Here is a 13,244-nt window from a genome sequence, read left to right on the forward strand (position 1 = left end):
AGACCCGTTTCACGTCGTTAAAGCATGGGCAAAGCGCAAGGGAACGAAGCACCCGAAACGGGATTTCTTAACCTGTGCTAACCCTGACTAACGACAACCGCTCGCTCGTGCAGCGATTGGCGGTCATTGCCGCGCTGATCCTCCAGATCGGAGCGACGACCCTTCCTTCGATGGGTTATGGCGAACCGATCGGGAGTCGCTCCGAAGGCGTTGACACCCTGATCACGCCGGCCGGCTGGGCGTTCTCGATCTGGGGTCCGCTTTATGTCGGCAGCGCTCTGTTCGCCGTGTGGCAGGCCTGGCCGACGCAGGTGAAGAACCCGCTGCTCGACAGGATCGGATGGCCCGCCGCCGGTGTGTTTGCCGGAAACGGCGTCTGGGCCCTTTATACGCAGCTGAACGATCTAACGGGCATCTCCGTCCTGATCATCACCTTCAGTCTCGTCTGCTCGCTCGTCGTGCTGCGCGCATTCGTCGAAACGCCGCGTCCGTTCACGTTCAAGGAGAAGTGGCTTGCAGCGCTACCGCTTTGCGCGCTGTCCGGCTGGCTGACCGCCGCGACCATAGTGAATGCCAGTGCCGCGCTGAAATACCATGGCCTCGTCCTGTCGTCGCAGGAAGGCGCAAACATGACGGCCATCGTCCTCGTCGGCGGGGCGCTGCTCGTCGCGCTTGCTTTGCTGCGCAGCCGGGGGATGCCGTGGTACGCCCTTGCATTCCTGTGGGCGCTCACCGGCATCTATTTCGCGGGCGGCCAGCAATTCGAGATCATCGCGGTGGCCACCATGATTGCCGCCGTCCTGGTCCTGATCGGCATGGCTGCGCCGCTCAAGCGCAGCGAACACCGCCGTCACTGGTTCGGCGATGCGCCGATCAACGAAGTCCCGGTCTAGGCCGCCGCCCGATACCGAAGAGCACCCAAAGCGACGCTCCTCGCTAAACCGCTCTTTCAGGCGCGCCCGACGCTCGTATATTCGATGCCGAGCTCACGCATTTCGTCGGGCTTGTAAATATTGCGCAGATCGACGACGACCGGCGCGGTCAGAAGCGACTTGATCCGCTTGATGTCGAGCGCGCGGAACACATCCCATTCGGTCACGATCACCACCGCATCCGCGCCGTCGATTGCCTCGTAGGTTCCCTCGGCCATCTCGACTTCCGGCATGAGGGGCGCGGCCGCTTCCATGCCTTCGGGATCATAGGCACGGACCTTCACGCCCGCATCGATCAGCGTCTGCGCAACGGCAATCGCCGGAGAATCGCGCATGTCGTCGGTATTGGGCTTGAAGGTCAGGCCGAGCATCGCGACTGTCTTGCCGCGCGCTTCGCTTGCACCACCCAATGCGTCGACGACCTTGCGGCCCATCGCGCGCTTACGGCTTTCATTGACCTGCACGACCGCTTCGACAAGCCGCGTCGGGCTGTCGTAATCTTCGGCGGTCTTGAGGAGGGCAAGCGTGTCCTTGGGAAAGCACGAGCCGCCATAGCCCGGTCCGGCGTGAAGGAATTTGGGGCCGATCCGGTTGTCCGTGCCGATGCCGCGGCTCACATCCTGCACGTTCGCACCGACCTTTTCACAGATGTCGGCCATTTCGTTGATGAAGGTGATCTTCGTCGCGAGGAAGGCGTTCGCCGCGTATTTGATGAGTTCGGCGGAGCGCCGCGAGACGAACAGGATCGGCGATTCATTGATGAAGAGGGGGCGATAGACGCGGGTCATTACCTCGCGGCCGAAATCGTCCTCCGTACCGATGACGATCCGGTCCGGTCGCTTGAAGTCGCCGATGGCGGCGCCTTCGCGCAGGAATTCGGGATTGGACACGACTGCGAAACGGTGCTGCGTACCGCTTTCCTGAAGGATGCGCTCGACCTCGTCGCCGGTTCCGACGGGCACGGTCGATTTGGTCACGATGACGGCGTCGTTCGACAGGTTCTCGCCGATCTCGCGCGCGACGGCGTGAACGAAGGACAGGTCGGCATGACCGTCGCCCCGGCGGCTGGGCGTTCCTACCGCGATGAAGATGGCGCTGGCGCCCTGGATCGCTTCGGCAAGGTCGGTGCTGAAGGTCAGACGATCTGCCTTGACGTTGCTTTCGACGAGACCGGCCAGGCCGGGTTCGTAGATCGGCATGATATTGTCGTGCAGGCGGTCGATCTTGCTCTGATCCTTGTCGATGCACACGACATCGTGACCGAAATCTGCGAAACACGCACCCGATACGAGGCCGACATAGCCCGAACCCACCATTGCAATTTTCATGTAGCGTATTCCACTTTCTCGATCGTTATGCGGTCGTCCTGTCCGACCGCCTGAATGTAGCGCCGCGTTTCCCCTTCGAGCACGAGCGCCGTCAGCCTGCCCGAGCGATAGGCGCCCGTGTCGATACCGATGCGCGTGCCGTGATCCATGACCTCGTCGAAGATCGTGTGCCCGTGCACGATGACGTGGCTCAATTGCCCGCTATGGCTTAAGAAACGGTCACGAATCCACAGCAAATCGCGCCGCTTCTGTTCGTCGATGGCCCGATTTGGGTCGATTCCTGCATGAACGAAGGCATAGTCGCCCGCGAAAATGATCTCTTCGAAACTTTCGAGGAAGTCGCGATGGGCCTTCGGCACGATCCAGTCCATCACGTCCTGCAATTCCTTCATCGAGAGGGAATTGTAGCGTTTCTTGTCGAAGCCGTAGGACAGGATCGTCTCGCGCCCGCCATGCTTCACGAAATGGCGCAGGACCTCGATCTCCTTGAAGGAATCAAGGAACATTTCCTCGTGATTGCCGGCGAGGCAGCGCAGCTTGCGCTTTTCCTGCCATTCCATCGCGTGGTTGATGACCTGCGCGCTTTCGGGCCCGCGATCGACAAGGTCGCCGAGAAGGACGACGGTCGTTTCCGCTTCGCCCGCTTCCGCATCGTCAGCCTCGATTGCAGCGGACAACGCCTTGAACAGGTCCGCGCGGCCATGAACGTCGCCCACGACGTAGTAGCGCTCGCCCTCGGGAACGCTCGGTCTGGCGGCGACGGCGGCACGGTTGCCGAATATCTTGCGGATCGAATTGAGCATCTTCGTTTCGGTTCAATCAGGTTCGATGGCTATCGGCCAAAAGGAGGCGGCAACACCGCTGCAACCTCAAGCGGGTTTACGGAAATGATCGTAAGCCGCACCGGTTGCATCGTTCGAGGTGAAGCGCCGCTTAATTCGACGCCGGTTAGCCGTTTACGTTGCAACGCACAATGAGCGAGCCCGCAAATTGTTGCCAATCGGCACCGCCTCGACCACGAAACTGTCATACATCAAGACAATTCCGAATTAAATGTTGTGCGCTTACCGGTCGCCGGATAACATCGCGTCGGATTCGGCTCGACAAACCTAACATAATTAGGTGCGGGGCGGATCGCAGGAGGGACGTAGCGATAATCCACTCCAAGGGAATTACCTATGCTTACGTCCTATCGCGGCCTTGCCGCAAAATCACTCGTCTATGCTGCGCTGTTCTCGGCTGCGGCAGGCGCTACGAGCGTTTCGGCGCAGACCACTCTTCCGCCAGAGGAAGTCGATGAGGGCGTCGAAATCGAAGGCCCGCTGACATTCTCCGCCAATGTCGCCCTGACCAGCGAATACCGCTTCCGCGGCGTCGACCTGTCGGGCGGAGAGATCGCCATTCAGGGCGGTTTCGACATGGCGCATGAATCCGGTTTCTACGTCGGAACCTGGGCGTCCTCGCTCGACGAGACGACGGTCGGCTTCGGCAGCACCGAAGTCGACGTCTATGGCGGCTGGGGCGGTAACCTGACCGACGCCGTATCCGTCGATGTCGGCGTCATCGGCTATCTCTATCCCGATGCCGGCCCTGGCGATTTCGACTATATCGAATTCTACGGCTCGGGCAGCTTCGCCGTCGGTCCCGCAAGCGCGACGGTCGGCGTGGCCTACGCGCCGGAGCAGGATTCGCTGGGCGGGACGGACAATCTCTACCTCTATACCGATGTCGGAACGGGCATTCCGGGCACGCCGGTCACGCTCACCGGCCATCTCGGCTATACGGACGGGTTCCTGACCTTCACCGACGATGCCGAGGCGTTCGACTGGGCCATTACTGCCGAAGCGGGGCTTTATGGTCCGATCGGCATCAGCGTGGCATATGTCGGGGCCGAAGGCGACATTCCCGTCGGCGATTACGACTATGTCGACGATGCGATCGTCGTCACGCTGTCCGCCAGCTTCTGATATAATTCGGTTCACCGAGGAAGGGGCGTCGCCGAGGCATTCTCGTGCGGCGCCTCTTTTTTGTCTGGGCCCGCATTGTGCGACGGTGGCGGGGGGCTTATTGGGCGGGCCATGACCAGCTATCTTCACACCATGATCCGCGTGTCCGACCCGGACACGACCATCCGCTTCTTCGAACTCATCGGCCTGCGCGAAGTGCGCCGCCATGACAGCGAGGCGGGCCGCTTCACGCTCATCTTCCTTGCCGCGCCGGGCGAGGAAGGGGTCGCCGAACTCGAACTAACCTATAACTGGCCGCCGGAGGATGGCTCTGACGCCGAAACCTATTCGGGCGGGCGCAATTTCGGGCATCTCGCCTACCGGGTCGAGAACATCTACGACACCTGCAAGCGGTTGCAGGACGCTGGCGTGACGATCAACCGGCCGCCGCGCGACGGGCACATGGCGTTTGTGCACTCACCCGACGGTATTTCGGTCGAGTTGCTGCAAGAGGGTCACCTAGAGCCGCAGGAACCCTGGGCGAGCATGGAGAACACCGGCAGCTGGTAGCGCGGCGCAATTCGCGCTCGCTCGGCTGCACGTGGTTCAGACCGGCTCCTGGACCTCTTCCGGGTGGGTCGTCGTCAGGCGAAGGACGACGAAACCGAGGATCGCCGATATGACGGAGCCCAGCAGGATGCCGATCTTCGCTTCGTCGATGAGGAACTGGCTCGGAAAGGCGAGGCCGCTGATGAACAGCGACATGGTGAAGCCGATCCCGCACAGGATCGTCACGCCGTAGATCTCGACCCAGTTCGCGTTCTCGGGCGCCTTGGCGATGCCCAGCTTGACCGCCGCGACGATGATGCCGAAGATGCCGAGCTGTTTGCCGACGACGAGGCCCGCGGCGATGGCGAGGGGCAGGGGGTCGAGCAGGTTGTCGAGCCCGATATCGCTCAGATCGACGCCCGCATTGGCGAAGCCGAACACCGGCACGACGAGATAGGCGCTCCACGGTGCGAGCGAATGTTCGAGCTTTTCGAGGAGAGACTGTCCGTCGCGGCGCTTCATCGGGACGGTGAGGGCGGCGACGACGCCCGCGATGGTCGCGTGCACGCCGGAGAACAGCACTGCGATCCACAGGAGCAGCGCTACGATGATGTAGGGCCAGATGCGATCGACGCCGAACCGGTTCATGGCGACCATGACGCCGAACACGAGGAGCGAGATGACCAGCCACATCACCTTGATGTTCGCGGTATAGAAGGCCGCGATGACCAGCACCGCCCCGATGTCGTCGACGATGGCGACGGTCAGCAGGAACAGGCGCAAAGACGCGGGAACGCGGCTTCCTAAAAGGCCGAGAACGCCCATCGCAAAGGCGATGTCGGTCGCCGCGGGAATGGCCCAGCCGCGAATGAGCGTGCTGTCGCCGCCAGCGATCGAAACATAGATCAGCGCCGGAACCGCCATGCCGGCAATGGCCGCCATGACCGGCAGACGGCGCTGTTCCGGGGTCGATAGCTGACCGGCGATGAGTTCGCGTTTTACCTCGAGGCCCACCACGAAGAAGAAGATCGCCATCAGACCGTCATTGATCCAAAGATGGAGGTCGTTGAGCTTGAACACCTCCTCGTCGAACCATTCGCCGTAGAAGAGCTGGTAATATTCCTGTGAGAAAGGTGAGTTCGCGGCAAGCATCGCGGCGGCAGCGACCATTATCAGAAGAACGCCGGCAGAGGCGTCGCTCACGAACAGGGCGCGCACGGGCGCGGCGATCTTGCGGATCGGTAATCTTATGTCAGCCATTACGCTCTACCCCTTTTCGCAAATGATGAAGAGTTGCAAGCATCGATAGGCGCTTTGCGGGTTTTCTTGGGGACACGAGGGGCGCATTTCGTGGAATATCTGGCCGGGCTTTCGCCGTGGGACTGGTTCGTCCTCGTCGAATACGAATTACTGTTGTTCGCGGCGGTCTTCTTCCTGATCGGCGCGCTCGACGAGCTGGCGGTCGACATCCTGTATGTCTGGCTTCGCCTGACGGGCCGGATCGCGACGCCCCGCCTCGCGGAAGAAGAGAGCCTGTCCGCTCCGTTATCGGGCAGGGCCGCGGTCCTCATTCCCACTTGGCAGGAAGCGCGCGTAATCGGCGCTACGATTAGCTACGCTCTCAATGCATGGCCGCATCGCGAACTCACGATCTATGTCGGCTGCTATCGCAACGATCCCGAGACCATCGCGACGGTGGCGGCGATCGCGGAGAAAAACGCGCGCCTCGAACTGGTCGTGGTTCCGCGCGACGGGCCGACCTGCAAGGCGGACTGCCTCAACCATCTCTATGACGCATTGAGACGTGACGAGGCGAAATCGGGCGAGCCGGTTCGGATGGTCGTGTTGCACGATGCGGAGGACATGGTCGATCCTGCGGCGCTGGCGCTGATGGACCGCGCGCTCGAAGAGGCGGAATTCGTGCAATTGCCCGTCCTTGCCCTGCCGCAGCGCGGATCGGCGCTGATCGCGGGCCATTATTGCGACGAGTTCGCCGAAGCGCATGGCAAGACGATGCCGGTGAGAGATGTCTTGCAGGCCGGTATTCCGGGCGCAGGGGTCGGCTGTGCGATCGCCCGACCGATGCTCGACCTCCTGGCGCGGGACAACGCACTGGCTGGCGAGAAAGCCCGGCCCTTCGCGACCAATTCCCTGACGGAGGATTATGAGCTCGGCCTTCGCATTTCGTCCTTCGGCGGAAGGGCGACGTTCCTGCGCGTGCGGCATGCCAGTGGCTCGCTCGTTGCGACCCGCTCCTACTTTCCCGACCGGCTCGACCAGTCGGTGCGCCAGAAGACCCGCTGGACGCATGGCATCGCCTTGCAAAGCTGGGACCGGCTGGGCTGGCATGGCGGCCCGGTGAAGCTGTGGATGCAATTGCGCGACCGGCGCGGCCCGCTTGCCGCGCTGCTGCTCGCCATCGCCTATATTCTCGTCGCCATGCATGCGGCGGGCTGGGTGGCCGAGCGGACCGGCATCGGCGATACGGCAGCCTTTTCTCCGTTTCTTGCCGCGCTCCTCTGGTTCAATTTTGCCTTCTTCGTCTGGCGTGCGATCATGCGCTGCATCTTCACGACGCGTGAGTTCGGCCGCGTCGAGGGACTGTGGGCCATCGCTCGCATTCCGATTTCGAACATCATTGCGATCATGGCCGGCCGGCGCGCGGTGATCGGCTATCTGAAGTCGCTGGGCGGCGAGGCGCCGCGCTGGGACAAGACGGAACATCTCGCTCATCCGATGATGACCCGGCAGGGCGTCTGACGGGATGCATTCGCCGCAGCATCGGGCCCCGACGCGGAGGCGGCAGGCGGGCGAGCCGCTCTGGGCATTCCTGCTGATCGTCGCGGGCTGGATAACGCTGCGGGCGCTTCTGTGGGAGCCGCCGGTTCTCATTCCCGTCGAGCCCGATACGAGCGGATTGTTCGCAACCGTCAGCGAAGCGGAAGAGGTGCCCGAACCCATCGCGACCGAGGTCCTCCGCCCTGCGATCGAAGTGGCTGCGACGCCTTTTCTTGAGATAACGACGATCCTCACACAGTCGCGCCGGTCCGACGGACTTCGGTCTCGACGAAGAATTTGCTCGCCGCTTCTTTGGCTGTCGCTCCTGTTGCCGAAGGTGAGCGCGACGCAGGAGACGTGGCTTCCCCGGTGGAGCGACCCGCCCCCTCGCTCGGCCTGATGCCATTTGCGCAGACGCCCGGACCGTGGTCGGGAGACACCTGGCTATTGCTGCGCGGCGGGCAGAGGACTGTGCAACGGGCGGGGGCGCCCGCGGGCGTTCTCGGCGAGGATCAGATCGGCGCAGTCCTGCGTTACCGCATCGCGCAGGCAGGAGGCCGCAATATCGCGCTTCACGCGCGGGCATCGAAAGCCTTGTCCGAAAATGGCGAAGCAGAGCTTGCCATCGGGCTTCAGGCAAGGCTGCTTGCCTCCATTCCCGTCGTCGCTCATGTCGAGGGGCGTCTTGCCCTGCGCGACGACGAGACCGAACTGCGACCCGCAGCCTTTGTTACCACCGGCTTCGACGATGTCGCCTTGCCACTGGGCGCGAAGGCACGCGGCTACGGACAGGCAGGCTATGTGGGCGGTGCGTTCGCGACCCCCTTCGCCGATGGCCACATCGTCGCATCGCGCGAGGTCGCCTCCTTCGACCTTGCCCCGAGCGTTGCCGGAAAAGTCGAGGTCGGCGCTGGGGCGTGGGGCGGCGCGCAGGAAGGCGCGGCGCGCATCGATGTCGGGCCTGAGGCGAGCGTCACGCTTCAGATCGCGGACGTCCCGCTTCGCATCGCCGCCAGCTACAGGGTGCGCGTAGGCGGTGACGCAATGCCTGCGGACGGTGCCGCGATAACCATTTCGACGGGGTTTTGACGCCACTTTTTTCCGCCGACGACAAGGCGCCGGAGATACGCGCTTTTCGTTTGGCAGGCGCTCGGTTAGGTGACAGGCGATGGACGTCTATCTGCCCATAGCCAATCTCTCGGTGAACGGTCTCCTAATCGTCGCACTGGGCGGTCTGACCGGAATTCTTTCCGGCCTGTTCGGCGTGGGCGGAGGGTTTCTGACGACCCCGCTGCTGATCTTCTACGGCATCCCGCCGACGGTTGCCGCCGCCAGTGCCTCGACGCAGGTCACGGGGGCCAGCGTCTCGGGCGTGATCGCGCAGAATTCGCGGGGCGGCGTGGATTTCCAGATGGGCGCGGTCCTCATTGCAGGCGGCATGGTCGGGGCAGGGCTGGGCGCGATCCTGTTCCGCTTCTTCCAGTCGGTCGGGCAGATCGATGTCGTCATCAACATCCTCTACGTCGTGATGCTGGGAACGATCGGTGCGATGATGGGGCGCGAGGCGCTGCAGACCCTGTTCCGCAAGGATGGCGAGAAACCCCCGCCGCGCAGACGGCGGCACCACCCGCTGGTGACGGCCCTGCCGCTGCGTTATCGCTTCTACCGTTCGGGCCTCTACATCTCGCCGCTCGCGCCGCTCCTTCTCGGCCTGGCGGTCGGCACGCTCACCATGCTGATGGGCGTCGGCGGCGGCTTCATCCTCGTTCCGGCACTGCTCTACATTCTCGGAATGAGCGCGAACGTCGTCGTGGGCACGTCGCTCTTCAACATCCTGTTCGTCACGATCGCCACGACCATCATGCATTCGCTGACGACGAAGGCGGTGGACATGGTGCTCGTCGCCCTGTTGCTGATCGGGTCGGTCACGGGGGCGCAGATCGGCACCAAGCTCGCTTTCCAGGTGAAGCCCGAAATTCTGCGGCTCGTGCTGGCCGCGCTCGTCCTGTCGATCGCCTTCGTCATGCTGTTCAAGCTCGGCGTGAGGCCCGACGAGGTTTATACCGTGCAGCTGCTGGAGAACGTGTGATGCGCTATCTCCTGCTGATATTCGCCGCCCTCATGCTGTCGGGACAGCGCGACCCGATCCTTGTGCCGGAAATCTCGCAGCACGAGGTGCGCGTGCGTCAGGGCTTCACCGGGACAGAACTGCTGCTGTTCGGCGCCATCCTCGATCCGCGCGGGCAGCGTGCGGGCCGCGAATACGATATCATCGTCGTCCTGCGCGGACCATCCGAACCCATTCGCCTGCGAGAGAAAGAGCGGGTCGGCGGCATCTGGATGAACACCGAGAGCAGCGATTTCCGCTCTGCCCCGGCATTCTTCGCCGTCGCTTCCTCCCGCCCCATAGAGGAGATCGTCGACACGAAGACGGCGGCAATCTACGAGTTCGGGACCGATTACATCCAGCTTTCTCCGAGCGGGGTTATCGACACGGACGAACAATTGCGCTTCAGCCGTGGCCTTGTCGATTTGAGGACGCGCGAAGGGCTCTACAAGCAGGACATGGACGGCGTCACGATTACCGAGCAGGTGCTCTACCAATCGCGCATTTCGCTGCCCTCCAACGTCGTCACGGGAACCTACACGGCAGAGACCTTCGCCGTAACGCGCGGGCGGGTCATCGCCTCGGCGGTGACGCAAGTCGAAGTGCGCAAGGTCGGTTTCGAACGGGCGGTAGAGGTTTCTGCGGAAAATTACGGCCTCCTTTACGGCCTGGTCGCCGTCTTCCTCTCGATCTTCACCGGCTGGCTTGCCGGCCGCCTCTTCGCGATGGTCTGACGCGGCTGCATTACAGCCCTTCGCGCAGCTTACGCGTTGACGCGATCTTAACCGCGGGCGGCTAGCTGTTCGTCTCGAAATTTGTTTGAGGCGAAGGACAGCTACAGCATGGATAATTACGGTTCGGACAGGATGCGGACATTCGATCCGTCGCAGGAAGACGGGGCCGTACCGCCGGCTTCCTACCGATCGTCCCAGCCTACCGACTTGCCCGAGAGCAGTGCCGATAACGACGCGTTGCGCGAACTTCCGCCGCGCCTGCGCAACCGGCCGCAGCAACCGCCCGAATACGATCCGACCCGCACCAATTTCGACCCGGTCGAGGAAGCCCCGCCGAGCGAAAACGGCAGCCAGCCGATCGGCGTCATTCTCGACGTATCGGGCGCCGGATCGCAGATCGCCATCGACCTTCAGCGCCTCAGCGAATGCATGGAAGATGCCGACCCCGCCATTTCGCAGGCAGGTCAGGTCGGCAGCCAGATCAAGGTACGCGTCGGCAATAGCTGGCTGCTCGCCAACGTGCGCAACCAGCGCCAGGACCGCAAGGCGAATGGCGGTATTCTCGCCGATATCGACTTCTTGGGCGAGGGGCAGGAAGAAAAGCTGACGGGCCGGGTTTTCGGCTTCCGTCGCGGCGTCACTCGCTATCCCGTACCGGGCGCGCACGTCTATCCCTGCACGACGAGCGACCTCAAGCAGATATATGCGAGCGACGGGCGCGCGAATATCCAGATCGGCAAGGTGTATCCGACGAAGGACATCCGCGCCGGTCTCTACATCGACGCGATGCTGGGCAAGCATTTCGCCCTGCTCGGCTCGACCGGTACCGGCAAGTCGACGAGCGCGGCCCTCATCCTGCACAAGATCTGCGAGGCGGCGCCCGAAGGGCACATCGTGATGATCGACCCGCACGGCGAATATTCCGCCGCGTTTCGGCAGAACGGCATGATCCTCGACGCCTCGAACCTGCAGATGCCCTACTGGCTGCTGAACTTCGAGGAGCATTGCGAGATCATCCTGACCTCCAACGGGGACGAGCGGCAGGCCGACAGCGACATTCTCGCCAAGTGCCTGCTGCACGCTCGGATGAAGAGCAGGCTCGCTGAGAGCCTCGGTAAGATAACCGTCGATTCGCCCATTCCCTATCTGCTTTCGGATCTTTCGAACGAAGTCACACAGCAGATGGGCAAGCTCGACAAGGCGACCAACTCCGCGCCCTATATGCGGATCAAGTCGAAGCTGGACGAGCTGAAGTCCGACCCGCGCTACCAGTTCATGTTCTCCGGCATGCTCGTCGGCGACACGATGGCAGAGTTCATTTCCAAGGTCTTCCGGATGCCGGGTGACGGCAAGCCCATCTCGATCATCGACGTCTCGGGCCTTCCTTCCGAAGTCACCACTACCGTGGTCGCAGTCCTCTCGCGCCTCGTCTTCGACTTCGCGATCTGGGGCCGCGAGGAGAAGCCGCGCCCTATCCTGCTCGTCTGCGAGGAAGCGCACCGATACGTCCCCAACGAAGCCAATGCCGATGGTTCGGCGGTCGGCACGATCCTGTCGCGCATCGCGAAGGAAGGGCGTAAATACGGCATCTCGCTCGGCCTCATCACGCAGCGTCCCTCCGACCTTGCCGAGGGCGTCCTGTCGCAATGCGGCACGATCATCTCGATGCGCCTCAACAACGAGCGCGACCAGGCGTTCGTCAAGGCGGCCATGCCCGAAGGCGCGAAAGGCTTCCTCGATTCCATTCCCGCCCTGCGCAACCGCGAATGCATCGTCTGCGGCGAGGGCGTCTCCATCCCGATCCGCGTCAGCTTCGACAATCTCGACGAGGCGAAGCGGCCTGCCTCAGAAGACCCCAGCTTCGTCGAATTGTGGAGCGGCAGCGGCGGCGAGGAAGAAGCCGTGCAGCGCACCGTCCAGCGGTGGCGCGCCCAGTCCGGCTGATACGACGCATCACGTTCCGCGCGTGTCCCCGAACAGGTGGATATGAAGGCGGTCGGACAGGCGAAACCCGTGTTCGAGGCATAGCGGAACGAGCCATTCCTCGCGCTCTCTCAGCGTCGCCGCGTCCGTCCCTTCCGGCATGAGGAAGATGCGGGCGGGCGGCAGGCGATAGCGCCGTTGCAGCGCCAGCACCTCGTCCACGTCGGCGGGCGAAGCGACGACGAACTTGAAGAAAGCGCGCGGATCGCTGGCATAGGCGTCGAGCCGTTCCGGCACGAGCGCCAGTTCGGCGGGATTGCCGCTATGCGTCAGCTTGGGCGAGACGTTGAACTGGTCGATCCTGATGTCGAGCGCGGGCGGGACCGGGGTCGTGCCGTTCGTCTCGACTTCGACGCTGATGTCGGGCAAATGCTTGAGCATTTGGACGAGCGCAGCCGCCTGCAGCAGCGGTTCGCCCCCGGTTATGACGAGCCGCTTCTGCCCGAGCGCAGCGATACGCCCTGCCGCGTCGGCAGGTTCCAGCTTGATCTGGTTGGCCTTGCGCTCGAACGTTAGCCCGCCGCGATGCGGGCGCTCGTCCCCTTCGAAATGCCAGGTATAGGCGGTGTCGCACCAGAGGCAGGCGAGGTTGCAGCGCGACAGCCGGATGAAGGCGACCGGCGTCCCCATGCTCGGCCCTTCGCCCTGCACGGAGGCGAAGATCTCCGGCCCGCCCGTATCGTCGGTTGCAAGAACGAGTTTCATTGCCGCCTCATACTCGCTTCATCGCAGCTGAAGCACGGTTGGAACACATGGAACACGGTCCTGTGAAGGATAATTGGTCGATCACCGCGAGGTCGTTCGATCGGCTCACTCCATTGCCGGCGGGCTTTCAGAGGAAAGAGAACGGGAAGCATTATTCCCACCTTTTGCCACCGATTGCGATG

At 62.9% G+C, this 13,244-nt stretch carries 13 protein-coding genes; 9 read left to right on the top strand and 4 right to left on the bottom strand.

Annotated elements, in window-relative coordinates; all coding sequences use genetic code 11:
• Positions 1-74: 74 nt before the first annotated feature.
• On the top strand, positions 75-893 hold the full coding sequence (locus GRI38_RS00935; RefSeq protein ID WP_337191213.1) for a hypothetical protein: 819 nt from the start codon (positions 75-77) through the stop codon (positions 891-893).
• Positions 894-949: 56 nt separating this feature from the next.
• On the opposite strand, the gene GRI38_RS00940 is transcribed toward GRI38_RS00935, so the two are convergent.
• Complete coding sequence (locus GRI38_RS00940) at positions 950-2,260, bottom strand: UDP-glucose dehydrogenase family protein (RefSeq protein WP_160681150.1); 1,311 nt, start codon at positions 2,258-2,260, stop codon at positions 950-952.
• The gene (locus GRI38_RS00945; protein WP_160681151.1) at positions 2,257-3,063 is read right to left on the bottom strand and encodes a metallophosphoesterase family protein; all 807 of its coding nucleotides are present in this window, start codon (positions 3,061-3,063) and stop codon (positions 2,257-2,259) included. Before GRI38_RS00945 ends, GRI38_RS00940 begins: the two co-directional genes overlap by 4 nt.
• 375 nt (positions 3,064-3,438) lie before the next feature.
• On the opposite strand from GRI38_RS00945, the gene GRI38_RS00950 reads away from it, so the two are divergent.
• Both GRI38_RS00950 and GRI38_RS00955 read left to right on the top strand, forming a co-directional pair.
• Positions 3,439-4,227 carry a TorF family putative porin gene (locus tag GRI38_RS00950; RefSeq protein WP_160681152.1) on the top strand — a complete coding sequence of 263 codons (789 nt, stop codon included), beginning with the start codon at positions 3,439-3,441 and terminating at the stop codon, positions 4,225-4,227.
• 111 nt (positions 4,228-4,338) lie between these two features.
• The gene (locus GRI38_RS00955) at positions 4,339-4,776 is read left to right on the top strand and encodes a VOC family protein (protein WP_160681153.1); all 438 of its coding nucleotides are present in this window, start codon (positions 4,339-4,341) and stop codon (positions 4,774-4,776) included.
• 36 nt (positions 4,777-4,812) lie between these two features.
• Here GRI38_RS00955 and nhaA read toward each other — a convergent pair whose 3' ends face one another.
• Positions 4,813-6,015 carry a Na+/H+ antiporter NhaA gene (gene nhaA / locus GRI38_RS00960; protein WP_160681154.1) on the bottom strand — a complete coding sequence of 401 codons (1,203 nt, stop codon included), beginning with the start codon at positions 6,013-6,015 and terminating at the stop codon, positions 4,813-4,815.
• A 90-nt stretch (positions 6,016-6,105) separates the two neighbouring features.
• Here nhaA and GRI38_RS00965 point away from each other — a divergent pair, with 90 nt between their 5' ends.
• From GRI38_RS00965 to GRI38_RS00990, 6 genes are all read left to right on the top strand, one after another.
• Entirely contained in the window at positions 6,106-7,515 is a 1,410-nt protein-coding gene (locus GRI38_RS00965) for a glycosyl transferase family protein (protein ID WP_337191214.1), read from the top strand.
• Between the two features lie 4 nt (positions 7,516-7,519).
• Positions 7,520-7,933, top strand: a complete 414-nt coding sequence (locus GRI38_RS00970) for a hypothetical protein (protein WP_160681155.1) — start codon at positions 7,520-7,522, stop codon at positions 7,931-7,933.
• Positions 7,891-8,622 carry a hypothetical protein gene (locus GRI38_RS00975; RefSeq protein WP_160681156.1) on the top strand — a complete coding sequence of 244 codons (732 nt, stop codon included), beginning with the start codon at positions 7,891-7,893 and terminating at the stop codon, positions 8,620-8,622. The genes GRI38_RS00970 and GRI38_RS00975 overlap by 43 nt, the downstream gene beginning before the upstream one ends.
• A gap of 79 nt (positions 8,623-8,701) precedes the next feature.
• Positions 8,702-9,622 carry a sulfite exporter TauE/SafE family protein gene (locus tag GRI38_RS00980; protein WP_160681157.1) on the top strand — a complete coding sequence of 307 codons (921 nt, stop codon included), beginning with the start codon at positions 8,702-8,704 and terminating at the stop codon, positions 9,620-9,622.
• Positions 9,622-10,374 (top strand): TIGR02186 family protein, encoded by a 753-nt coding sequence (locus GRI38_RS00985; RefSeq protein ID WP_160681158.1) that lies wholly within the window; start codon positions 9,622-9,624, stop codon positions 10,372-10,374. Before GRI38_RS00980 ends, GRI38_RS00985 begins: the two co-directional genes overlap by 1 nt.
• A 108-nt stretch (positions 10,375-10,482) precedes the next feature.
• Positions 10,483-12,318, top strand: a complete 1,836-nt coding sequence (locus GRI38_RS00990) for an ATP-binding protein (protein ID WP_237487298.1) — start codon at positions 10,483-10,485, stop codon at positions 12,316-12,318.
• 9 nt (positions 12,319-12,327) lie between these two features.
• Here the strand turns inward: GRI38_RS00990 and GRI38_RS00995 are convergent, their stop codons facing one another.
• Positions 12,328-13,062, bottom strand: coding sequence for a 7-carboxy-7-deazaguanine synthase QueE (locus GRI38_RS00995; RefSeq protein WP_160681159.1), 735 nt, complete (start codon positions 13,060-13,062; stop codon positions 12,328-12,330).
• Positions 13,063-13,244 lie beyond the last annotated feature (182 nt).

Origin of the sequence: Parapontixanthobacter aurantiacus, assembly GCF_009827635.1 — a bacterium.
GTDB classification, from domain to species: Bacteria; Pseudomonadota; Alphaproteobacteria; order Sphingomonadales; family Sphingomonadaceae; genus Parapontixanthobacter; species Parapontixanthobacter aurantiacus.

Excerpts from the sequence above, each read along its gene's own strand:
- GRI38_RS00990 (WP_237487298.1), top strand. The coding sequence starts at position 10,483 with ATGGATAATTACGGTTCGGACAGGATGCGGACATTCGATCCGTCGCAG.
- GRI38_RS00995 (WP_160681159.1), bottom strand. The coding sequence starts at position 13,062 with ATGAAACTCGTTCTTGCAACCGACGATACGGGCGGGCCGGAGATCTTC.
- GRI38_RS00985 (WP_160681158.1), top strand. The coding sequence starts at position 9,622 with ATGCGCTATCTCCTGCTGATATTCGCCGCCCTCATGCTGTCGGGACAG.
- GRI38_RS00940 (WP_160681150.1), bottom strand. The coding sequence starts at position 2,260 with ATGAAAATTGCAATGGTGGGTTCGGGCTATGTCGGCCTCGTATCGGGT.
- GRI38_RS00945 (WP_160681151.1), bottom strand. The coding sequence starts at position 3,063 with ATGCTCAATTCGATCCGCAAGATATTCGGCAACCGTGCCGCCGTCGCC.
- nhaA (WP_160681154.1), bottom strand. The coding sequence starts at position 6,015 with ATGGCTGACATAAGATTACCGATCCGCAAGATCGCCGCGCCCGTGCGC.
- GRI38_RS00980 (WP_160681157.1), top strand. The coding sequence starts at position 8,702 with ATGGACGTCTATCTGCCCATAGCCAATCTCTCGGTGAACGGTCTCCTA.
- GRI38_RS00955 (WP_160681153.1), top strand. The coding sequence starts at position 4,339 with ATGACCAGCTATCTTCACACCATGATCCGCGTGTCCGACCCGGACACG.
- GRI38_RS00950 (WP_160681152.1), top strand. The coding sequence starts at position 3,439 with ATGCTTACGTCCTATCGCGGCCTTGCCGCAAAATCACTCGTCTATGCT.
- GRI38_RS00970 (WP_160681155.1), top strand. The coding sequence starts at position 7,520 with ATGCATTCGCCGCAGCATCGGGCCCCGACGCGGAGGCGGCAGGCGGGC.